This window comes from Streptomyces sp. NPDC046716, from assembly GCF_040645755.1.
In the GTDB taxonomy this organism is placed as follows: domain Bacteria; phylum Actinomycetota; class Actinomycetes; order Streptomycetales; family Streptomycetaceae; genus Streptomyces.
On sequence record NZ_JBEYYU010000060.1, the window covers coordinates 1 to 22,052 of the forward strand.

Annotated in this window: 21 protein-coding genes; 18 read left to right on the forward strand and 3 right to left on the reverse strand. The window is 72.1% G+C overall.

The window, feature by feature from the left end:
- The first annotated feature begins 236 nt into the window (after positions 1-236).
- The 10 genes from ABZ930_RS33025 (at position 237) to ABZ930_RS33070 (ending at position 9,850) form a co-directional block, all read left to right on the forward strand.
- On the forward strand, positions 237-1,085 hold the full coding sequence (locus ABZ930_RS33025; protein WP_361556172.1) for a GNAT family N-acetyltransferase: 849 nt from the start codon (positions 237-239) through the stop codon (positions 1,083-1,085).
- 121 nt (positions 1,086-1,206) lie between these two features.
- Positions 1,207-1,911, forward strand: coding sequence for a DUF1684 domain-containing protein (locus ABZ930_RS33030; RefSeq protein WP_361556175.1), 705 nt, complete (start codon positions 1,207-1,209; stop codon positions 1,909-1,911).
- A gap of 36 nt (positions 1,912-1,947) precedes the next feature.
- Complete coding sequence (locus ABZ930_RS33035; protein WP_361556178.1) at positions 1,948-3,471, forward strand: ABC transporter substrate-binding protein; 1,524 nt, start codon at positions 1,948-1,950, stop codon at positions 3,469-3,471.
- A gap of 10 nt (positions 3,472-3,481) precedes the next feature.
- Entirely contained in the window at positions 3,482-4,447 is a 966-nt protein-coding gene (locus tag ABZ930_RS33040; RefSeq protein WP_361556181.1) for an ABC transporter permease, read from the forward strand.
- Positions 4,444-5,274 (forward strand): ABC transporter permease, encoded by an 831-nt coding sequence (locus ABZ930_RS33045; protein WP_361556184.1) that lies wholly within the window; start codon positions 4,444-4,446, stop codon positions 5,272-5,274. The genes ABZ930_RS33040 and ABZ930_RS33045 overlap by 4 nt, the downstream gene beginning before the upstream one ends.
- Positions 5,271-6,074 (forward strand): ABC transporter ATP-binding protein, encoded by an 804-nt coding sequence (locus tag ABZ930_RS33050; protein WP_361556187.1) that lies wholly within the window; start codon positions 5,271-5,273, stop codon positions 6,072-6,074. Before ABZ930_RS33045 ends, ABZ930_RS33050 begins: the two co-directional genes overlap by 4 nt.
- Positions 6,071-6,844 (forward strand): ABC transporter ATP-binding protein, encoded by a 774-nt coding sequence (locus ABZ930_RS33055; RefSeq protein ID WP_361556190.1) that lies wholly within the window; start codon positions 6,071-6,073, stop codon positions 6,842-6,844. Before ABZ930_RS33050 ends, ABZ930_RS33055 begins: the two co-directional genes overlap by 4 nt.
- 95 nt (positions 6,845-6,939) lie before the next feature.
- Entirely contained in the window at positions 6,940-7,488 is a 549-nt protein-coding gene (locus ABZ930_RS33060) for a GNAT family N-acetyltransferase (RefSeq protein ID WP_361556295.1), read from the forward strand.
- 71 nt (positions 7,489-7,559) lie between these two features.
- Entirely contained in the window at positions 7,560-9,266 is a 1,707-nt protein-coding gene (locus tag ABZ930_RS33065) for a proline--tRNA ligase (RefSeq protein WP_361556193.1), read from the forward strand.
- Positions 9,267-9,361: 95 nt separating this feature from the next.
- On the forward strand, positions 9,362-9,850 hold the full coding sequence (locus tag ABZ930_RS33070; protein WP_361556196.1) for a GNAT family N-acetyltransferase: 489 nt from the start codon (positions 9,362-9,364) through the stop codon (positions 9,848-9,850).
- Positions 9,851-9,854: 4 nt separating this feature from the next.
- On the opposite strand, the gene ABZ930_RS33075 is transcribed toward ABZ930_RS33070, so the two are convergent.
- Genes ABZ930_RS33075 through ABZ930_RS33085 form a run of 3 tightly spaced genes read right to left on the reverse strand, consistent with a single transcriptional unit; the run spans position 9,855 to position 11,744 of the window.
- Entirely contained in the window at positions 9,855-10,757 is a 903-nt protein-coding gene (locus ABZ930_RS33075) for an aminoglycoside phosphotransferase family protein (protein ID WP_361556199.1), read from the reverse strand.
- 28 nt (positions 10,758-10,785) lie between these two features.
- A complete protein-coding gene (locus ABZ930_RS33080; protein ID WP_361556202.1) occupies positions 10,786-11,259 on the reverse strand; it encodes a ferritin-like domain-containing protein in 474 nt (157 codons plus the stop codon).
- An 8-nt stretch (positions 11,260-11,267) separates the two neighbouring features.
- Positions 11,268-11,744, reverse strand: coding sequence for a hypothetical protein (locus ABZ930_RS33085; protein WP_361556205.1), 477 nt, complete (start codon positions 11,742-11,744; stop codon positions 11,268-11,270).
- A gap of 173 nt (positions 11,745-11,917) precedes the next feature.
- On the opposite strand from ABZ930_RS33085, the gene rimP reads away from it, so the two are divergent.
- The 8 genes from rimP (at position 11,918) to ABZ930_RS33125 (ending at position 21,809) form a co-directional block, all read left to right on the forward strand.
- Complete coding sequence (gene rimP, locus ABZ930_RS33090) at positions 11,918-12,424, forward strand: ribosome maturation factor RimP (protein WP_361556208.1); 507 nt, start codon at positions 11,918-11,920, stop codon at positions 12,422-12,424.
- Positions 12,425-12,426: 2 nt separating this feature from the next.
- The gene (gene nusA / locus ABZ930_RS33095; RefSeq protein ID WP_361556211.1) at positions 12,427-13,425 is read left to right on the forward strand and encodes a transcription termination factor NusA; all 999 of its coding nucleotides are present in this window, start codon (positions 12,427-12,429) and stop codon (positions 13,423-13,425) included.
- Positions 13,426-13,527: 102 nt separating this feature from the next.
- The gene (locus ABZ930_RS33100; protein ID WP_351450118.1) at positions 13,528-13,806 is read left to right on the forward strand and encodes a YlxR family protein; all 279 of its coding nucleotides are present in this window, start codon (positions 13,528-13,530) and stop codon (positions 13,804-13,806) included.
- Positions 13,807-13,952: 146 nt separating this feature from the next.
- Positions 13,953-17,045, forward strand: a complete 3,093-nt coding sequence (infB, locus tag ABZ930_RS33105) for a translation initiation factor IF-2 (RefSeq protein WP_361556215.1) — start codon at positions 13,953-13,955, stop codon at positions 17,043-17,045.
- A 140-nt stretch (positions 17,046-17,185) separates the two neighbouring features.
- Positions 17,186-17,479 carry a DUF503 domain-containing protein gene (locus tag ABZ930_RS33110; protein WP_111667322.1) on the forward strand — a complete coding sequence of 98 codons (294 nt, stop codon included), beginning with the start codon at positions 17,186-17,188 and terminating at the stop codon, positions 17,477-17,479.
- A gap of 44 nt (positions 17,480-17,523) precedes the next feature.
- A complete protein-coding gene (rbfA, locus tag ABZ930_RS33115) occupies positions 17,524-17,994 on the forward strand; it encodes a 30S ribosome-binding factor RbfA (RefSeq protein WP_361556218.1) in 471 nt (156 codons plus the stop codon).
- A 2-nt stretch (positions 17,995-17,996) separates the two neighbouring features.
- Entirely contained in the window at positions 17,997-18,902 is a 906-nt protein-coding gene (gene truB / locus ABZ930_RS33120) for a tRNA pseudouridine(55) synthase TruB (protein ID WP_361556221.1), read from the forward strand.
- A gap of 237 nt (positions 18,903-19,139) precedes the next feature.
- Complete coding sequence (locus tag ABZ930_RS33125) at positions 19,140-21,809, forward strand: serine protease (RefSeq protein ID WP_361556224.1); 2,670 nt, start codon at positions 19,140-19,142, stop codon at positions 21,807-21,809.
- The last annotated feature ends 243 nt before the right edge of the window (positions 21,810-22,052 follow it).

The window sequence follows — 22,052 nt, forward strand, 5'->3', positions numbered from 1 at the left end:
CTTCGCGGTCGCCTTCGGCGGGGCTCATGGCGTGGGCTTCCTTACGTACGGGATAGCTCCGCTCGCCCAGGGGCGCGGGGAACTGCGCGAGAAGAGGCCACCGGCCGGGAGCCGCCGAGGCGTCCGAGCCCGGCAGACGGGAAGGCGGAGCGCTGCCGGAGGCACGCCCAGTACACCCGCTGCCACCGCCAGGTACAGTGCGGAGATCAGCCCTCCCCGCCAAAAAGGCCCCGCACGTGTTGACTCAGACCACCACCCGGGTCCTCGAACCGAGTGACCTCGACGCAGCGCTCGCCGTCCTCGACCGCGAGCCGGTCGTGAACGCCTTCGTGACGGCCCGCGTCCGCATCGCGGGCCTCGACCCGTGGCGGCTGGGCGGCGAGATGTGGGGCTGGTACGAGGACGGCATGCTGCGGTCCCTGTGCTACGCGGGCGCCAACCTCGTCCCCATCTGCGCCACCGACCGTGCGATCAGAGGCTTCGCGGACCGCGCGCGAAGAGCCGGCCGCCGCTGCTCCTCCATCGTCGGCCCCGCCGAGCCCACGGCCCGCCTGTGGCAGCTCCTCGAGCCCTCCTGGGGCCCGGCCCGCGAGGTCCGCGCCCACCAGCCGCTGATGGTCACCGACCGGCTGCCGGCCCACGTCGAGCCCGACCCGTACGTCCGCCGCATCCGCAAGGACGAGATGGAAACGATCATGCCGGCGTGCGTGGCGATGTTCACCGAGGAGGTCGGCGTCTCCCCGCTGGCGGGCGACGGCGGCCTGCTCTACCAGGCGCGGGTCGCCGAACTGGTCGGCTCGGGACGCTCCTTCGCCCGCCTCGACGAGCACGGCAAGGTGATCTTCAAGGCGGAGATCGGCGCCGCGACACCGGACGCCTGCCAGATCCAGGGCGTCTGGGTGGCGCCCGAACACCGCGGCAAGGGCCTCGCGGCCCCCGGCATGGCGGCCGTGGTCCGCTACGCCCTCGCGGACGTGGCCCCGGTCGTCAGCCTCTACGTCAACGACTTCAACACCCCGGCACGCGCGGCGTACCGCAGGGTCGGCTTCGAGGAAGTCGGCGCCTTCATGAGTGTCCTGTTCTAGGACCGAGAGATCCCCGTGTGGTGCCTGTCTCATCTCTTAGGCGGCATTTGACATTAGTGAGTCTTATGAACAATAAAGGAAGCACTTTGGTTTAAAGTTCACTGACTGTAGGTGCCACACGATGTCTGATTCCGGTTCCGGCATAGCCGCCTGGCAGGAATGGCGTGCCGACCGGCACCGCTCCGTCACCGCCCCCACCGGGAACCTCGCCCTCGTCGAGACCCGCTGGCTGCCCGCCGGTGAGACGCCCGACCTCGACGCCGCCCGCGCGGGGCAGCCGGAGACCGTGACGGTCACCGCCCTCGAACGCACCGACATGGTCACCGGCGCCCCCGAGCACGGCCTGCGCTTCTGGGACGCGGAGTCCCCGGCGATCAGGGCCTTCGACCGCGTCGACGCCTTCCCGTACGACCCCGCCTGGGTCCTCGACGCCACGTACACGCCCGTCGAGGGCGCCCGCCAGGTCGCCTTCGAGCACCTGCGGGACAACGGCGGCACCCGCGACAAGGTCGTCCCCGGCGACATCGCCCTGACCGTCGACGGCACCGCGTACACGCTCTCCGCCTTCGACGACGACGGCACCCTGCTGCTCGTCTTCGGCGACCCGACCAACGGCGACTCGACGTACGGCGCCGGCCGCTTCCTCTTCGTCGAGCACACCGGCGAGGGCCGCGTGCGCCTCGACTTCAACCGGGCCTTCGTCCCCCCGTGCGGCTTCTCCGATCAGTACAACTGTCCGATGCCGCCGCTGCAGAACCGTTTCCACCTGCCCGTCGAGGCGGGCGAGAAGCTCCCGGTCCTGCACGGCGGCGACAGCGCTCACTGATCCCCCTCCCCGCACCACTCCTCGTAAGGCCCCCTCATGAACCTCCCCAAGAAGCCCCTGTCCGCGGGCGTGCTCACCGTCGCCCTCGCCGTCACGCTCGCGGCCTGCGGCGGCAACGGATCGTCGAACTCCGGCTCCGCGAACGGCAGTTACGACAAGAACGCAGTCGTCAACATCGGCTCCCTCTACGAGCCGCAGAACCTCGACAACACCGCGGGCGGCGGCCAGGGCGTCACCGAGGCCCTCAACGGCAACGTCTACGAGGGCCTGTTCCGGCTGACCGACGACGGCAAGGTCGAGAAGCTCCTCGCCGACGACTACAAGGTCAGCGGCGACGGACTCACGTACACCTTCACCCTGCGCGACGGCGTCACGTTCCACAGCGGCAAGACGCTCACCAGCAAGGACGTCAAGTACAGCCTCGAGAAGGTGATCGCGAAGGACTCCCAGTCCGCGCGCAAGGCCAACCTCGAGGTCATGAAGGACATCGCCACCCCCGACGCGAAGACCGTCAAGGTCACGCTGTCGAAGAAGTCGATCTCCTTCGTCTACAACCTCTCGTACGTCTGGATCATCAACTCCGACGCGAAGAACCTGAAGACGACCGAGGACGGCACCGGTCCCTACCAGCTGAACAAGTGGACCCGCGGCTCCGCCCTCAGCCTCGACCGGTTCGGCGGCTACTGGGGCTCCGCCGCCAAGAACAAGCAGGTCTCGTTCCACTACTACAAGGACGCGACCGCCCTCAACAACGCGCTCCTGACGAACGCCGTCGACGTCGTCACCAGCGAGCAGTCGCCGGACGCCCTCGACCAGTTCAAGTCCAACCAGAACTACAAGGTCAACGACGGCGACTCCACCACCAAGCTGCTCCTCGCCTTCAACGACAAGGCCAAGCCCTTCACGGACGTCAAGGTGCGCCGGGCCGTCTCCGCCGCCATCGACGACAAGAAGCTCCTGGAGTCGGTCTGGGGCGGCTACGGCAAGGAGATCGGGTCGATGGTGCCGCCCACCGACCCCTGGTACGAGGACCTGACCGACGTCAACGCGTACAACGTGACGAAGGCCAAGAAGCTGCTCAAGGAGGCGGGCTACGAGAAGGGCTTCAGCTTCACGCTGGACACCCCGAACTACGACCCGCACCCCACCGCCGCCACCTTCATCAAGTCGCAGCTCGCCAAGGTCGGCATCACCGTCAAGATCAACACGATCACGCCCGACGAGTGGTACACGAAGGTCTACAAGAACCACGACTTCTCGGCCACGCTCCAGGAGCACGTCAACGACCGCGACCTCGTCTGGTACGGCAACCCCGACTTCTACTGGGGCTACGACGACAAGCAGGTCACCCAGTGGGTCGAGCAGGCCGAGGCGGCCTCCAGCACCCAGGCGCAGACCGACCTGCTGAAGAAGGTCAACCGCAAGACCGCCGAGGACGCGGCCAGCGACTGGCTCTACCTGTATCCGCAGATCGTCGTCGCGAACACGAAGCTGTCGGGCTACCCGCTCAACGGCCTCAACTCGCAGTTCTTCGCGTACGACATCAAGAAGAGCAGCTGACGCCCCGGCCATGCTGAGATACCTCCTGCGGAGGCTGGTGTTCCTGCTGGTCTCCCTCGTCCTCGCGAGCATCGTGCTGTTTGTGCTGCTCCGCATGCTGCCGGGCGACCCGGCGAACGCGCTCACCTCGGTGGGCGCCTCGCCGGAGCAGATCGCCGCGGCCCGGCACGCGATCGGCTCCGACAAGCCGCTGCCCGAGCAGTTCACGCACTGGATCGGGCAGCTGGCCAGCGGTGACCTCGGAACGTCCTTCGTGTCGTCCCTGCCGGTCGGGCCCGAGGTCTCGCAGCGCCTGAACGTGACGCTGCCCCTGACCCTGTCCGCCTTCGTGCTCGCGGTCCTCGTCGCCGTACCCGCCGGATTCGTGGCCGCGTACAAGAAGCACACCTGGTACGGGGCGCTGCTCAGCGGCGTCTCCCAGCTGGGCATCGCCGTACCGGTGTTCTGGCTCGGCATGATCCTCATCGCCGTCTTCGCGCTGAACGCGGGCTGGCTGCCCTCGGGCGGCTTCCCGCAGGACGGCTGGGACGCCCCGGGCGACGCGATCCGCTCCCTGGTGCTGCCGGTCGTCACGGTGGCCCTGGTGATGTCCGCGTCCCTCATCCGGTACGTGCGCTCGGCGACGCTCGACGTCCTCGACAGCGAGTACCTGCGCACGGCGCGGGCGCTCGGCTCCTCCTTCGGGCGGGCCATGTGGCGGCACGGGCTGCGGAACGCCTCCGTGCCGGTCATCTCCGTCCTCGGCATCGAACTCGCCTCCACCCTGCTCGGCGCCGTCGTCGTCGAGTCCGTGTACGCGCTGCCGGGCCTCGGCTCGATGCTCGCGACCGGCATCGCCCAGCACGACTACCCGGTCATCCAGGGCGTGCTGTTCGTCTCGACGTTCGGCGTCCTCGTCATCGGGTTCCTCGCCGACCTCGTGCAGCGGCTCGTCGACCCGCGGCTGCGCGGACGGCTCTCGGGAGGCGCACGATGAAGCGACGCCGTACCTCACTGACGCTGTGGACGGGCGGAGTCCTCGCGGGCGTCGTCGTGCTGCTCGCCCTCGTCTCCCTGTTCTGGCTGCCCTACGACAGCGACGACACCTCCGGCGGCCGGCTCGCCGGACCGGGCGACGGACACCTCCTCGGCACCGACAAGCTGGGGCGCGACCTGTTCACGCAGCTCATGACGGGCTCGCGGATCGCCCTGGAGGCCGGACTCGGATCGGTCGCCGTGGCCGCGCTGCTCGGCGTGACCCTCGGCGTCCTCGCCGCCTTCGCGCAGGGCTGGTTCGACGACACGCTCTCCGCGCTGCTCGACATCCTCATCGCGTTCCCGACGCTGCTGCTCGCCATGCTGATCGTCGCCGCCCGCTCGGCGACCCTCGGCTCCGCGATCCTCGCGATCGGACTCGCCCAGAGCGCGGTCGTCGCCCGGCTCACCCGCATCCTCGTCAAGCGGGTCCTCGCGCAGGACTACATCACGGCGTCCCGCACCTCGGGCACGTCCTGGCCGAGGATCGTCGGCGGCCACGTCCTGCCCAACATCTGGCCCACGCTCGGGGTGAACCTGGCGCTCCAGTTCGGGCTCGCCGTCCTCGCCGAGGCCGGACTGTCCTACCTGGGCCTGGGCGCGCCCCCGCCCAACGCCTCGTGGGGCCGCATGCTCCAGGAGGCGCAGGCCACCTTCACGACGGCGCCCGCCGGCGCGCTGGCACCCGGAGTGCTCCTCGTGCTGCTGGTGATCGGCGTCAACCTGATCGCGGACGGACTGCGCGACGTCCTCGACCCGACGGCCCGGAAGGGGAGGGCGGCCACATGACCGAACCCCTGCTCACGGTGCGCGACCTGACCGTCCGCACCGGCGACCGCGTCCTCGTCTCGGGGCTCGACCTCGACGTCGCGCGCGGCGAACGGCTCGGCCTGATCGGCGAGTCCGGCTCCGGCAAGTCCCTGACCACGCTGGCCGTCCTCGGCCTGCTGCCCACGGACATGACCGTGACCGGCAGCGTCGAACTCGACGGCACCCAGATCGTCGGCGCGAGCGAGAAGACCCTCGTCGGGATCCGCGGACGCAGCGCGGCCGTCGTCTTCCAGGAGCCGCTGACCGCCCTCGACCCGCTGATGCGCGTGGGCCGGCAGATCGCCGAACCGCTGCGCAGACGGCGGGAGCTGAAGGGCGCCGCCCTCAAGGCCGCCGTCCTCGACCTGCTCGAACAGGTGCGGCTCCCGGACCCCGGGCGCATCGCCCGCGCCTTCCCGCACGAGGTCTCCGGCGGGCAGCGCCAGCGCGTCGCCCTCGCCATGGCCCTCGCCTGCGACCCGGCGCTGCTCATCGCCGACGAGCCGACGACGGCGCTCGACGTCACCGTCCAGGCCGAGATGCTGGCCCTCGTCGAGGAGCTGGTGCGCGCCCGCGGCATGGCCGTGCTGTTCGTCAGCCACGACCTGGCCGTCGTCTCGGCCGTCACCGACCGGGTGCTCGTCATGAAGGACGGCCGCGCCGTCGAGACGGGCGCCGTGGCCGACGTCGTACGGGCCCCGCGCGAGGCGTACACCAAGGCGCTGGTCGACAGCGCACGGCAATTGGAAGCGGCGCTCGACCTGGGAGGCACGCGATGAAGGCACCGGTACTGGAACTGGACTCCGTGTCCTACGCGTACCGGGGGAGCGCGGCACCCGTCGTCACCGACGTGTCGGTCGCCGTCGAACCCGGGCAGAGCCTGGCGCTGGTCGGCGAGTCCGGAGCCGGCAAGACGACCCTGCTGCGCATGCTGCTCGGCCTCGCCGGCCCCACGTCGGGCACCGTGCGCTTCGACGGCGACCCGCTGCGCCTGCGCGACCGTACGCAGATGAAGGCCTTCCGGCGCAGCGTGCAGTGCGTCTTCCAGGACCCGTACGCCTCGCTCGACCCGCGCCAGCGGGTCCGGCGCATCGTGGGCGAGCCGCTGCGCTCGCTCGGCGTCGCGTCCGGGGACGCGGCCGACGACCGGGTCGCGCGCGCACTCGAACGGGTCGGGCTGCCGGCCGACGCCGGGGAGCGCTACCCGCACGAGTTCTCCGGCGGACAGCGGCAGCGGATCGCCATCGCCCGGGCCACCGTGTGCGACCCGCGGGTGCTGCTCGCCGACGAACCCGTGTCCGCGCTCGACGTCACCACGCGCGTCAAGGTCGTCGACCTCCTCGCGGAGCTGAAGGAGACCGCCGGGCTGACGGTGGTGATGGTCTCCCACGACCTGTCCGTCGTGGCCGCCCTGTGCGAACGCACCGCCGTGCTGGAGCGGGGCCGGGTGGTCGAGGCGGGGGAGACGCCGGAGGTGCTCGGGGCGCCCCGCCACGCGTACACGCGGCGCCTGCTGGCGAGCGTGCCGAGGCTGCCCGCACGCTCCTGACCGCCGGCGCCCCCACCCGGCCACCCCGCCCGGAAGACCCGTACAGAAGGGCGCCCGCCCCGGGGTACCCTCCCCGCATGCCGTACCGGAACCGTATGGACGACAACGCCGTCACCATCGGCCCCCTCGACCTGCGCAGCCGCGTCGACGAGGCCCTCGCCGTGCAGGCCCACGCCTTCGGCCTCAGCGACGACGAGATCGCGGTCCGCCGCCAGATCGTCCTGCGGCACATCACCTACCCGGGAGCCCGCGCGCTCGGCGCCACCACCGAGACGGGACGCCTCGTCGGCTTCGTCTACGGCATGCCGAACGACCGCACCCACTGGTGGTCCACGGTCGTCGAGCCGTACCTGCGCTCCCGCGGCACCGACCACTGGCTCGACGACTCGTTCGTCATCACCGAGCTGCACGTCCACCCCGGCTACCAGAACCGCGGCATCGGCCGCACCCTGATCACCACCATCACCGACACCGCGTTCCAGCCCCGCTCGATCCTCTCGGCGATCGACCACGAGAGCCCCGCACGCGGCCTGTACCGCTCCCTCGGCTACGCCGACCTGGCCCAGCAGGTGCTGTTCCCGAGCGCCCCGAAGCCCTACGCCGTGATGGGCGCGCCGCTCCCGCTGCTCAGGCCGCTCGGTTGACCGATTTCCGGCCGCCGGGCCGCCCCGGCTAACCTCCTGGGACCACCCTTTCGCAGCAGGAGTCAAGAATCATGGCCAAGGCCCAGGTCCAGCGCATGTCCCGGTTGATGGTGAAGACCCTGCGCGACGACCCGGCGGACGCCGAGGTGCTGAGCCACAAGCTCCTCGTGCGCGCCGGGTACGTGCGCCGCACCGCCGCGGGTGTGTGGTCCTGGCTGCCGCTCGGCAAGAAGGTCCTGGCCAACGTGGAGCGCGTCGTCCGCGAGGAGATGGACGCCCTGGGCGGCCAGGAGGTCACCCTCCCCGCCCTGCTGCCCAAGGAGCCCTACGAGGCGACCGGCCGCTGGACCGAGTACGGCGCCGAGCTGTTCCGCCTCAACGACCGCAAGGGCGGCGACTACCTCCTCGGCCCGACCCACGAGGAGATCTTCACCCTCCTGGTCAAGGACCAGTGCACGTCCTACAAGGACCTGCCGGTCATCCTGTACCAGATCCAGACGAAGTACCGCGACGAGGCCCGCCCCCGGGCCGGCATCCTGCGCGGCCGCGAGTTCCTGATGAAGGACTCCTACTCCTTCGACCTGGAGGACGAGGGCCTGGCCCAGTCCTACGCGCTGCACCGCGCCGCCTACCAGAAGATCTTCCAGCGCCTCGGCCTCGACTACCGCATCTGCGCCGCCACCGCCGGCGCCATGGGCGGCTCGAAGTCCGAGGAGTTCCTGGCCCCGGCCGCGGCCGGCGAGGACACCTTCGCCGACTGTCCGAACTGCGACTACGCGGCCAACACCGAGGCCGTCTCCTTCGCCCTGAAGTCCGTGGACGCCGCCGGCGTCCCCGCGCTGGAGGAGATCCCGACCCCCGACACCCCCACCATCGAGACGCTCGCCGCGCACCTGAACGTCCAGGCGTCCGAGACCCTGAAGAACCTCCTCGTGAAGGTCGACGGCGAGATCGTCGCCGTCGGCGTCCCCGGCGACCGCGAGGTCGACATGGACAAGGTCGAGGCGCACTTCGCCCCGGCCGCCGTCGAGCTGGTCACCGCCGAGGACTTCGAGGGCCGCGACGACCTGGTCCGCGGCTACGTCGGCCCGCAGGGCCTGGAGAAGGTCCAGTACATCGCCGACCCGCGCGTCGCCCCCGGCACCGCCTGGATCACCGGCGCCAACAAGACCGGCGTGCACGCGAAGAACGTCGTCGCGGGCCGTGACTTCGAGGTCGACGCGTACGTCGACGTCGTCGTGGTCCAGGAGGGCGACCCCTGCCCCGCCTGCGGTACGGGCCTGAAGCTGGACCGCGCCATCGAGATCGGCCACATCTTCCAGCTCGGCCGCAAGTACGCCGACGCCTTCCAGCTCGACGTGCTCGGCCAGAACGGCAAGCCGGTCCGCGTGACCATGGGCTCCTACGGCATCGGCGTCTCCCGCGCCGTCGCCGCCCTCGCCGAGCAGCACGCCGACGACAAGGGCCTGGTCTGGCCGGAGGAGATCGCCCCCGCCGACGTGCACGTCGTCGCCGCGGGCAAGGCGCTCCAGACCGAGCTGGCCCTGGAGGTCTCGGACCTCCTCGCCGAGGCCGGCGTCCGGGTCCTGGTCGACGACCGCCCGGGCATCTCGCCCGGCGTGAAGTTCACCGACTCCGAGCTCATCGGCATCCCGAAGATCCTGGTCGCGGGCCGCCGCAGCGGCGACCGTGTCCTGGAGCTGAAGGACCGCCGCACCGGCGAGCGCGAAGAGCTCTCGGTCGAGGAGGCCGTGGCCCGTCTGACCGCGTCCGCGTAGCAAGCAGCCTGTGCCCCTGAGCGAGCGCAGCTCGCTTCAGGGGCGCGGGGAACTGCGCGAGAAGCCCCACCGGCCGGCACCGCTATCGTGACGCCATGCCCGAACTGCAGCGCCTGACACAGGAGCACGCGGCAGCGCTCCTCGTCTTCGAGCGCGACAACCGCGACTACTTCGCGGCGCACGTCCCCGACCGCGGCAACGCCTACTTCGACGACTTCGCGGAGCGCCACGCGGCCCTCCTCGCCGAGCAGGACGCCGGCACGATGCAATGCCACGTACTGATCGGCGACGACGGCGAGATCCTCGGCCGCTTCAACCTGTACGACCCGGCCGACGGCAGCGCCGAACTCGGCTTCCGCGTCGCCGAGAAGGCCACCGGGCGGGGCCTGGCCACCGCCGCCGTCCGCCGCCTGTTCGAGGTGGCCGTCGCCGACTACGGCCTGGACCGGCTCACCGCCGCCGCGGCCGAGGCCAACCACGCCTCCCGCACGGTCCTCACCCGCACCGGCTTCCGCCCGGTCGGCGAGCGCCTCCTGAAGACGGGCGGCCCCGGCATCACGTACGTACGGGACCTGACCGCCTGAACCCTCAGAGCCAGCCCGCGAATTCGAGCAGGTTCTCCGCGTCCCGCTCGCGCCCCACGCGCAGCGCCCGCACCCCGGACTCCACCGCCCGGAACAGCGTCCAGCCGCGCAGCCGCTCCTGCTCCACGTCCAGCGACTCGGCGAGCTTCTTCACCCGGCGCCGGGTGATCGCGGGCCCCGACGGCGAGCCGATCAGGTCCTCCACCCGGTCGCGCACCAGCCGCGCCAGATCGAAGGCGCACTCGCCGACCACCGGGTCGGGGCCGACGGCCAGCCACGGCGTGCGCTCCCCGGACAACACCTTGGACTGGCGGAACGTGCCGTGCAGCAGCCGCAGTTCGGGCGGCGCGGCCACCAGCTCGTCACGCGCCTCGAGCGCCGCGTCCACCAGCGGCGCGACATCGGGGAAGGCGTCCACGCTCGCCCGCATCGCCGTCGCCTGCCGGCCCGTGCGCTCCGGCACCGTCTCGCAGTTGCGCCCGGCAGGCGGATCCACCCACAGCCGCCGCAGCGTGCCCGCCGCCTCCAGGAGCGCCTTCGCCTCCGGCAGCGTCCGCACCGAGACCTCCGGGTGCAGCCGCTCGAGGAGCAGCGCGCCGTCGTTCACCCCGGCATCGAGCAGCCGCACCGCGCCGAACCCGTCCCAGTGCGTCAGCGCCGCCCGCTCCGCCTCCGGCCGGAACCGCTCCGGCGCCAGCTTCAGGATCGCGGGCGAGCCGTCCCGGTCGCGCACCTGCGCGACCAGGCTGCTGCGCCCGCCGGGCACGTGCACCCGCTCCACGGTCACCGCGCGACGGGCCGCCGCCGCGTCGAGCAGCGTGCCCAGATCGGCGAGCCACGCGGACGCCCCGTCGTCGCGCACCTCGCCGAGCGCGTTCACCAGCCGCTGCGGCGGTTCGAAAGCCATGCGCGCGTGATTCCCTTCCGAAGACTCCTCAGGTACCGGGCGTCGCCGTGGAACCGGAGGCGGACGCCGATGGCGCCGCGGCCCGTTCGGTGAGCCCAGGGAAGGCTACGCTGCTGCCGCGCCAGCGCACCGCACGGACCGCCGCCTCCCGCAGTGCGTCGGCCGCGGCACGCCGCCGCCCGCCGCTCGCGGCCCGGACGAGATCCGAGTAGACCCCGGCGACCTTGTCCTCGATGTCGGCCGCCAGCCGGGCCGCCGCGGCCGAGTCCGGCACCGGGAAGGGCAGCGCGTACGCGCCCGCCGACTCCTCCGGGGTGCCGCCCAGGTCGCGCACCGTGCGGCGCAGCTCGTCGCGCCGGGCGCGGTGCGCGTCGTACGCGGCCTTCGCCTCGTCGCCGCGGCCCGCGCGGATCCGGCCGCCGACCACCCCGTACCCGTACACCGCCGCGTGCTCGGCACGCAGCGCCGCCTGCGCGGCGGCCAGCAGATCCTGTTCGGTCATCGCGACCCTCACCCCTCGCCCAGCAGATACGCGTGCCCGGCACCGGCCGCCGCCACCGACGCGAGCAGCCGCGCCTGCTCCGCGGGCGTGTCCGGCTCGGCCAGGACCTTCATCCGGCGGTCGGCCAGCTCCCGCTCGGCCGCCGCCAGCGCCTTCAGCACGTCTTTCTCGGCCACCGGCGGCGTCGAGGCGCTGCTCGCGGCACTCGGCCGGGACGCCCCGCCGAACGCCTTCACGTGCTGGGCGACCTCGTCGCGCAGCGGACCGAGCCGGGCGGCCAGCGACGGCTGCGCGGCGAGCGCCCGGTCGTACTGCCCGAGCAGATCGGCGCTCTCGCGGGCCGCCTTCGCCCGCAGCCGCTTCTCCCGCGAGACGGCGGGCGCGCCCTCGGCGCCGCCGCCGCGGCCGCCGCTGTCCGTGCACCCGGTGAGCAGCGCGGCGCCGGCCAGCGAGACCAGCAGACTCCTACGAGTGGTGTGCGGCACGACGGACGTCCTTGGGGCGGGAGCGGGCGGGGAACGGGGAGTGACCGGTGATCACCGTACAGTCGGCCCCCGTCCGGTGGACGGCAACACCCCCCTGGACCGGATACCCTTTGACCTGACGCGCAGGGAATGTCAGCAACCACAACAGCACACGCGGCCGAGGAGTCACCCGGATGAGCACGACCCAGAACGAGAGGCTGCGGGAACTACTGGAACCGCTCGTCAGCTCGCAGGGACTCGATCTCGAAGAGGTCGAGGTGGCCTCGGTGGGACGCAAGCGTGTGCTGCGTGTCGTCGTCGACTCGGACGAGGGCGCCGACCTGGACGCGATCGCCGATGTGAGCCGCGCGCTCTCGGCGAAGCTCGACGAGACGGACGCCATGGGCGACGGGGAGTACGAGCTGGAGGTCGGGACGCCGGGCGCCGAGCGCCCGCTGACCGAGCACCGCCACTACGTCCGCGCCACCGACCGTCTCGTGAAGTTCACGCTGAACGACGGCGCCGAGCTGGTCGCGCGCATTCTCACGGTCGACGACGAGGGTCTCGACCTGGAAGTACCGGGCGTGAAGGGGCGCAAGCCCACCGCCCGACGGCTCGACCTCGCGGACATCGCCAAGGCGCGGGTCCAGGTCGAGTTCAACCGCAAGAACAAGAACGACGTATCTGAAGAGGAGGCGTAGTCGTGGACATCGACATGAGTGCCCTGCGGGGTCTGGTCCGGGAGAAGGAGATCTCCTTCGATCTGCTGGTCGAGGCGATCGAGTCGGCCCTCCTCATCGCCTACCACCGCACCGACGGCAGCTTCCGCCGCGCCCGCGTGAAGCTGGACCGCGAGAGCGGTCACGTGACGGTGTGGGCGACGGAGGACCCGGCGGACCTCGAAGAGGGCCAGGAGGCCAAGGAGTTCGACGACACCCCGTCCGACTTCGGCCGCATCGCCGCCACCACCGCCAAGCAGGTCATCCTGCAGCGGCTGCGCGACGCCGAGGACGACGCGACGCTCGGCGAGTACGCGGGTCGCGAGGGCGACATCGTCATGGGCCAGGTCCAGCAGGGCCGTGACCCGAAGAACGTGCTGGTCGACATCGGCAAGCTGGAAGCGATCCTGCCGGTGCAGGAGCAGGTTCCGGGCGAGGAGTACCCGCACGGGCTGCGGCTGCGCAGCTACGTCGTCCGCGTCGCCAAGGGCGTCCGCGGTCCGTCGGTGACGCTGTCGCGCACGCACCCCAACCTCGTGAAGAAGCTCTTCGCGCTGGAGGTTCCGGAGATCGCCGACGGTTCGGTGGAGATCACCGCCATCGCCCGCGAGGCCGGCCACCGTACGAAGATCGCCGTGCGCTCCACGCGCAGCGGACTCAACGCCAAGGGCGCGTGCATCGGCCCCATGGGCGGGCGCGTGCGCAACGTGATGGGCGAGCTGAACGGCGAGAAGATCGACATCGTCGACTGGTCGGACGACCCGGCGGAGATGGTGGCCAACGCGCTGTCCCCGGCGCGCGTCTCGAAGGTCGAGATCGTCGACATGGGCGCCCGCTCGGCCCGCGTCACGGTGCCGGACTACCAGCTGTCGCTGGCCATCGGCAAGGAGGGGCAGAACGCCCGCCTGGCCGCCCGGCTGACCGGCTGGCGGATCGACATCCGTCCGGACACCGAGCAGCCCGGATCCGACGCCGGGGAATAAATCCGGGCGCGCTGCGCTTGGATCACGACAGAATGTGACGTAGACGGCCGTTCGATTTTTCCCCCAAAGGGGTGAGGTCGCTACGGGGAGGTAGACTTAAGCGTGTCTGGCCGGACGCAAGCCCGCGCCTGCCCTGAGCGAACCTGCGTGGGATGCCGGGAGCGAGCGGCCAAGAGCGATCTGCTGCGGATCGTGATCGTCGAGGGTGAATGTGTCCCCGATGATCGCGGTACGCTGCCCGGCCGGGGTGCCTATGTGCATCCCGCCGAGATCTGTCTCGACCAGGCGGTCCGCCGCCGGGCGTTCCAGCGGGCGTTCAAGTCCCCTGGTCCGTTCGACACAGCGGCGCTCCGCCACCGCGTCGAGCAGGCAACACCGTAAGAAGCGCCGTACGGAACCCCCGTGCGGCCCTGGTACCCCGCGAGTTGGAAGTAGGTCGAGATTGCGATGAGCACTCGATGAGCACGCGATGAGTACGCCCATGAAGTAGCGACGGTCCGGCGTAACCCGGACCTAAAAGGAGCGAAGTGGCTAAGGTCCGGGTATACGAACTCGCCAAGGAGTTCGGCGTGGAGAGCAAGGTCGTCATGGCCAAGCTCCAAGAACTCGGTGAATTCGTACGTTCGGCGTCCTCGACGATCGAGGCGCCGGTTGTACGCAAGTTGACTGATGCCCTGAATCAGGGCAATGGCGGCAAGCCCGCCGCGAAGAAGGCCGCGCCCGCGAAGCCCGCGGCGCCGCGTCCGACCCCTTCCCCCGCGCAGGCCTCGAAGCCTGCCGCTCCGCGTCCGGGCCCGGCTGCGCCGAAGCCCGCCGCCGCGGAGAAGCCCGCTGCCGCGACCCCCGCCCCCGCGGCGCCGGGCCCGCGGCCGACCCCGGGTCCGAAGCCGGCTCCCAAGCCCGCTTCTCCGGCCCCGGCAGCGCCCGAGTTCACGGCGCCGCCCGCCGCCCCGGCCGCCTCGTCGGCCCCGGCGCCGGCCGGCCCGCGTCCCGGCGGTCAGGGTGCCCGTCCCGGCGCCCCGAAGCCCGGTGGCCGTCCGGCCCCCGGCCAGGAGCGCAACGACCGCGGTGACCGCGGCCAGGGCCAGCGCGGTGACCGTCAGGGTGCTCCGCGCCCCGGCGGCCAGGGCGCTCGTCCCGGTGGTGCCCGTCCCGCGGGTCCCCGTCCGGGCAACAACCCCTTCACCTCTGGTGGCTCCACCGGCATGGCGCGCCCGCAGGCGCCCCGTCCGGGCGGCGCCCCGCGTCCCGGCGGCCAGGGTGCCCCGGGCGGCCCCCGCCCGCAGGGTGGCGGCCAGGGTGGTCCCCGTCCCCAGGGTCAGGGCGGCGCTCGTCCGACCCCCGGTGGCATGCCTCGCCCGCAGGGCGGCGCGGCCGGTGCGGGCGGTCCCCGTCCCGGCGGCGGCAACCGTCCCAACCCCGGCATGATGCCGCAGCGTCCCGCTGCCGGCCCGCGTCCCGGTGGTGGCCCCGGCGGTGGCCGTGGTCCCGGCGGCGGCGGTCGTCCCGGTGGCGGTGGCGGCGGCGGTCGTCCCGGCTTCGCCGGTCGTCCCGGTGGCGGCGGCGGTGGCGGTTTCGCCGGTCGTCCCGGTGGTCCCGGTGGCGGTGGCGGCGGTTTCGCCGGTCGTCCCGGTGGCGGCGGTGGCCGTCCCGGCTTCGGCGGTCGTCCCGGTGGTCCGGGTGGCCGTGGTGGCACGCAGGGTGCGTTCGGCCGTCCCGGCGGGCCCGCCCGCCGCGGCCGCAAGTCGAAGCGGCAGAGGCGCCAGGAGTACGAGGCCATGCAGGCCCCGTCGGTCGGCGGCGTCATGCTTCCTCGCGGCAACGGCGCCACCGTGCGCCTGTCGCGCGGTGCGTCCCTCACCGACTTCGCCGAGAAGATCAACGCCAACCCGGCCTCGCTCGTCGGCGTGATGATGAACCTCGGCGAGATGGTCACTGCCACGCAGTCCGTCTCCGACGAGACGCTGAAGCTCCTCGCGGACGAGATGAACTTCGTCCTCGAGATCGTCAGCCCCGAGGAGGAGGACCGCGAGCTGCTCGAGTCCTTCGACATCGAGTTCGGCGAGGACGAGGGTGGCGAGGAACTCCTCGTCGCGCGTCCGCCGGTCGTGACCGTCATGGGTCACGTCGACCACGGTAAGACCCGACTGCTCGACACCATCCGCAAGACGAACGTCATCGCGGGTGAGGCCGGCGGCATCACGCAGCACATCGGTGCGTACCAGGTCACGACCGAGGTCAACGACGAAGACCGCAAGATCACCTTCATCGACACCCCCGGTCACGAGGCGTTCACCGCCATGCGTGCCCGTGGTGCCAAGTCGACGGACATCGCGATCCTCGTGGTCGCGGCCAACGACGGCGTCATGCCGCAGACGGTCGAGGCGCTGAACCACGCCAAGGCCGCCGAGGTCCCGATCGTCGTCGCGGTCAACAAGATCGACGTCGAGGGTGCCGACCCGACCAAGGTGCGCGGTCAGCTGACCGAGTACGGCCTGGTGGCCGAGGAGTACGGCGGCGACACCATGTTCGTCGACATCTCCGCCAAGCAGGGTCTGAACATCGACTCCCTGCTCGAGGCCGTGGTCCTGACCGCGGACGCCTCGCTCGACCTGCGGGCCAACCCGGAGCAGGACGCGCAGGGTATTGCGATCGAGTCGCACCTCGACAAGGGCCGCGGTGCCGTCTCGACGGTCCTGGTCCAGCGCGGCACGCTGCGCATCGGCGACACGATGGTGGTCGGCGACGCGTACGGCCGTGTCCGGGCGATGCTCGACGACAGCGGCAACAACGTCGAGGAAGCGGGTCCCTCGACCCCCGTCCTCGTGCTCGGTCTCACCAACGTCCCGGGTGCCGGCGACAACTTCCTGGTGGTCGACGAGGACCGTACGGCCCGTCAGATCGCCGAGAAGCGTGCCGCCCGCGAGCGCAACGCCAACTTCGCGCGCCGCGGCGTCCGGTTCTCCCTGGAGAACCTGGACGAGGCCCTCAAGGCCGGTCTGGTGCAGGAGCTCAACCTCATCATCAAGGGCGACGCGTCCGGTTCGGTGGAGGCTCTCGAGTCCTCGCTGCTCCAGCTCGACGTCGGTGAAGAGGTCGACATCCGTGTCCTGCACCGCGGTGTGGGTGCGGTCACCGAGTCCGACATCAACCTGGCGACCGGCTCCGACGCCATCGTCATCGGCTTCAACGTCCGGGCAGCCGGCCGTGCGCAGCAGATGGCGGAGCGCGAGGGCGTCGACGTCCGGTACTACTCGGTGATCTACCAGGCCATCGAGGAGATCGAGGCGGCCCTCAAGGGCATGCTCAAGCCGGAGTACGAGGAGGTCGAGCTCGGCACGGCGGAGATCCGCGAGGTCTTCAAGTCGTCCAAGCTGGGCAACATCGCCGGTGTGCTCGTCCGGTCCGGAGAGGTCAAGCGCAACACCAAGGCGCGCCTGCTGCGCGATGGCAAGGTCATCGCGGAGAACCTCAACATCTCCGGTCTGCGTCGCTTCAAGGACGACGTCACCGAGATCCGCGAAGGGTTCGAGGGCGGTATCAACCTCGGCAACTTCAACGACATCAAGGTCGACGACGTCATCGCGACGTACGAGATGCGCGAGAAGCCGCGCGTCTGACCGATGCGGTAAGCGATCGGGGCCGATCGGCGGGACTTATTTCCGTCGATCGGCCCCGGCCGTTGCGTGTACGGTTCCCGTATCGGTGTCCGGACCTGGCGCCTTTACGACCCCGAACCGGCGGGACATCCGGAACACCTATGTACGTGGGGACTCTGTCCTTCGATCTGCTCCTCGGCGACGTCCACTCGCTGAAGGAAAAACGCTCCCTCGTCCGTCCGATCGTGGCCGAACTCCAGCGCAAGTACGGAGTGAGCGCGGCCGAGACGGGGAACCAGGACCTCCACCGCAGGGCCGAGATCGGGCTCGCGGTGGTCTCCGGTGACACGGGACATCTCACCGATGTACTGGACCGCTGCGAACGGCTCGTCGCCGGGCGGCCGGAGGTGGAACTGCTCTCGGTTCGACGCAGGCTCCACAGCGACGAAGACTGAAGCCTGAAGCAACAAGAAGTAAGCACTTAAAAGGAGACGGACCAGTGGCCGACAACGCGCGCGCCAAGAGGCTGGCGGACCTCATCCGAGAGGTGGTGGCCCAGAAGCTGCAGCGTGGGATCAAGGACCCGCGGCTCGGCACCCACGTCACCATCACGGACACCCGCGTCACCGGTGACCTGCGGGAGGCGACCGTCTTCTACACGGTCTACGGGGACGACGAGCAGCGGGCCGAGGTGGCCGCCGGTCTGGAGAGCGCCAAGGGCATCCTGCGTTCCGCGGTGGGTTCGGCGGCCGGCGTGAAGTTCACGCCGACCCTGACCTTCGTCGCGGACGCCCTGCCGGACAACGCCAAGACGATCGAGGACCTCCTCGACCGGGCGCGCTCCTCGGACGCCCAGGTGCGCGAGGCGTCCGCGGGCGCCACGTTCGCCGGGGACGCCGACCCGTACAAGAGGCCCGAGGACGACGACACGGACGCTGCCGGGGCCGCCGACAAGGACGGCGACGCCTGAGCATGTCCGACCGCACCCCTCCGCCCGACGGCCTGGTCATTGTCGACAAGCCGTCGGGCTTCACTTCGCACGACGTCGTGGCCAAGATGCGGGGGATCGCCAAGACCCGCCGCGTCGGCCACGCCGGCACCCTCGACCCCATGGCAACGGGTGTCCTCGTGCTCGGCGTCGAGCGCGCCACCAAGCTCCTCGGCCATCTCGCGCTGACCGAGAAGGAGTACCTGGGCACGATCCGGCTCGGGCAGAACACGCTCACGGACGACGCGGAGGGCGAGATCACCTCGTCCACGGACGCCTCGGGGGTCCGGCGCGACGCCGTCGACGCGGGCATCGCCAAGCTGTCCGGCGACATCATGCAGGTGCCGTCCAAGGTCAGCGCCATCAAGATCAACGGCGTACGTTCGTACAAGCGGGCGCGCGACGGCGAGGACTTCGAGATCCCGGCCCGGCCGGTGAAGATCTCCTCCTTCGCCGTGTACGACGTGCGGGACGCGGTCGCCGAGGACGGCACACCGGTGCTCGACCTCGTGGTCTCCGTCGTCTGCTCGTCCGGTACGTACATCAGGGCGCTCGCCCGGGACCTGGGCGCGGACCTCGGCGTCGGCGGGCATCTGACCGCGCTGCGCCGCACCCGCGTGGGCCCGTACAAGCTGGACCGGGCGAAGACGCTCGACCAGTTGCAGGAGTCCTTCTCCGTGATGCCGGTGGCCGAGGCCGCCGCTGCCGCGTTCCCGCGCTGGGACGTCGACGCCCGGCGCGCGGGGCTGCTGCTGAACGGGGTGCGGCTCGACGTGCCCGGGGAGTACGCGGGGGCCGGGCCGGTCGGGGTCTTCGACCAGGACGGCCGCCTCGTCGCGCTCGTCGAGGAGTCGAAGGGCAAGGCGAAGAGCCTCGCCGTCTTCGGCTGAGCACCGGGATCCCGCCGGATTCGGTGGAGCGGCGGTTGCCAGGTCTGCTTGGTGGCCGCCGCTCCACGTTCCCCCTCTCCAAGGTGTATCCGCCCTGACCGTCCGCTTCACCCCTTCGAGCAGGCGCTCGGAGTGAAGCGGGGGAGCGGAAGGGGGCGCGTTCGGGTCCTGTTCTGTTCCGCTGATCACCGCGCGCCTACCGTCGTCAGGGACGGGGCGTGGCGGGAGGTTGCGGGCATGGTGGATCCGCCGCTGGTACGGATCTCTGATCTGGCCGGGCGGCCGCGCGGGGCCGGGTTCGCGGCGGACGACCGGGGCACCGTCGTCACCAGTCATGAGGCGGTGGCCGGGCTCGGCCGGGTGGTGCTGCACGCGCCCGACGGCTCGGGGAGCTGTGTCGTGGGGCCGGAGGCGGTCGTGGAGCTGCCGGAGGCCGATCTCGCGCTCGTCACGACCGAGGGGCTCGCGGTGACGCCGGTGCCGGTGGCGGCCGAGGGGACGCCGGCGGCGGGGGCGTACGTCAGGATCCCGGCGGGCGGCTGGCGCGAGGCCCGGGTGCTGGGCCACGCGGAGGCGACCTACACGGCGACCGGCCGCTGCCATGTGCTCGCGGACGCCCTGGAGCTCGCGGTCGGGACCGCCGGGGCGGACGCGCTGCGGCCGGGCTGCGGCGCCGCCGGCGGGCCCGTCCTCGACGCAGGGACCGGCGCGGTCGTCGCCGTGCTCGGGACGGCGCTGGACGCCGGGCACCCGGCGGCCGGATGCGCGGTGCCGCTGCGCGCGGCGGCCGCCGCCGATCCGGGCGGCCCGCTCGCCGACCTGCTCGCGCGCAACGCGGCGACGGTGCCCGCCTACGGTCCCGACCTCAATCTGGCGGGTGTGCTCCAGGTCGCGGCCGTCTCCGTCGCCGGCGACGGGCCGGGGCCGGGCGGCCCGCCCGAGCCGGTCGAACGACCCGATGTCGTGCGGGAGTTGGCGGAGTTCGAGCGTGGGGACGCCGCCGTCGTCGCCCTCGTGGGGGACCCGGGCAGCGGACGTACGACGGAGCTCGCGGCCCTCGCCGCCCGGCGGACCGGCGCGCCCACGTTCTGGCTGCGCGGCGCCGATCTGCGCGGGGACGACGCCTGCGTGGCGGACGCGGTGCTCCGGGCCCTGGAGCGGGCCGGGCGGATCGTCGGGGCGTCCCGCGAGGACGGTGCCCCGGGGGAGCTCCCGCCGGAGCGGGTCGCCGCCGTGGCCCACGCCGCGGGACGGCCCCTCGTACTGCTGCTCGACGGGCCCGAGGAGATGCCGCCCGTGCTCGCCCACCGGCTCGCCGCCTGGTCGCGCGGCACCGAGCGGTGGCTCACGCGGTGCGGGGTGCGGCTCGTGGTGGCGTGCCGCGAGGAGTACTGGGAGCAGGCGGGGACGCTGTTCGGTGCCGAAGTGCTGCACGGGGCGGAGGCGGGGCGGCTGCCCCGGTGCGTGCGGCTGGGGGATCTGACGGGGGAGCCGGCGCGGCTCGCGCGGGAGCGGTACGGGATCCCGCGGGGCGCGCTGGCGGACCGCGACGCCGGTCATCCGCTGGCCCTGCGGTTGCTCGGCGAGGTGCGTTCCGCCGTGCCCGAGGGCGGGCCGGCCGGCCGCCCCGACCGGGACGAGGTCTTCTCGGCCCATCTCGACCTGATGTGCCTGCGGGTCGCGGTGCGGCTCGCGGCGCCCGCCGGGGTGCGGGGGAGCGGGGTGCGGCGGCTGGCGGCCCGGGTGTCGGGGCGGCTGCACGAGGCGGCGCGGCGCAGTCTCGGGCCCGGGCAGGGGGACCTGGACCGGGGGACGTTCGAGGAGCTGTTCCCCTGGGGCGTGCTGCACGGTGTCGCGGGGTGGGCCTCCGCCGTGCTGGCGGAAGGGGTGCTGGTGCCCGCCGGGGCCGGGTACCGGTTCGCGCACGAAGAGGTCGCCGACTGGATCCAGGGCATGCACCTGGACCTGGACGCGGCGCTCACGGCACTGGTGTTCCGGCGGCCGGGCGGCGAGGGGTCGGTGCCGGTGCCGAGGCATCGGGCGGGGCCTGTGGTGCGGGCGCTGCTGCTCGTGGGGCGGGAGCGCGGGGCAGGTGAACTGGGTCTGAGGCTCCGCGAGTTGGCCGGCCGGCTCGTAGCGGAGGACGCTCCGGCGGACCGGGCCGAGGCGTCCTGGTGGGCCGCGCATCTGCTCGGTGCCGTGCTGCTGCGGGTTCCCGACGCCGCCGTCCATCTGCCCGTACTGGAGGAGCTGGCGGAGCGCGGGGTGTTCGGGCCCGGGTTCTGGCGGGCGCTGCCCGTCGCCGACGAGGTGCGGTTCGAGCTGGTGCGGCGGCTCGTCGTGCACGACCCGGAGCCCGGCGCGGGGGACCGGTACCTCGATGCCGTCGCCGCACGGCTCAGGGTCGAACCGGCTTGGGTGCGGCGGCAGTTGACTCGCTGGTTCGACGACGACCGGGTGCTTCCCGCGCTGCCGGACGCCACCGTCGCGACCGCCGCGCAGGCTCTGCTATACGCCCATCGGCATCCTGACGTCGACGATCTGACCGAGGCGCTGGTGGACTGCGGTCATCCGCGCGCCGATGAGCTGCTCGGTGTCCTTGCCGACGAGGAGGCGTCCGCCGTGTGCCGGGCTGTCGAGCGGTGGGCGCGGGATGAGCGGGGCGGGCGGCGGGTGGCTGCGGCTGTGTATGGAGTGCGGGTTGCTCCGCGGGTGGCTGGTGGGGGTGATCGGGAGCTTCTGCGGCGGGCCGCTCTCGCGCTGCTCGCCCGGCCGGCCGACAGCGCCTTGCACGGGGCCGCGCTCGCCCTGCTCCTACGGGACCCGGCCCCGAAGCTCCCCTCCGGGGACGATCCCCCGTCTCCTGCGGCCCGGTGGGGCTTCTCGCGCAGTTCCCCGCGCCCCTGAACCCCGTTTTCCGGGCGCGGCTCTCGTCGTGGCTGGTCGCGCAGTTCCCCGCGCCCCTGAGATGCGCACTTCGTGCGGCATCTCATCGAGAGAAGCGCGCTCGGGGCGGTGCTTGGGCGGAGAGGCGCGCCCGTGCGGCACCTCTTCACGAGAGGCGCACCCCGTGCGGCACTTCAGCGGAGAGGTGGTCGGGCCTTGTGCGGCGCTTCGGCAGAGGGGCGCGCCTCGTGCGGCACCCCGGCA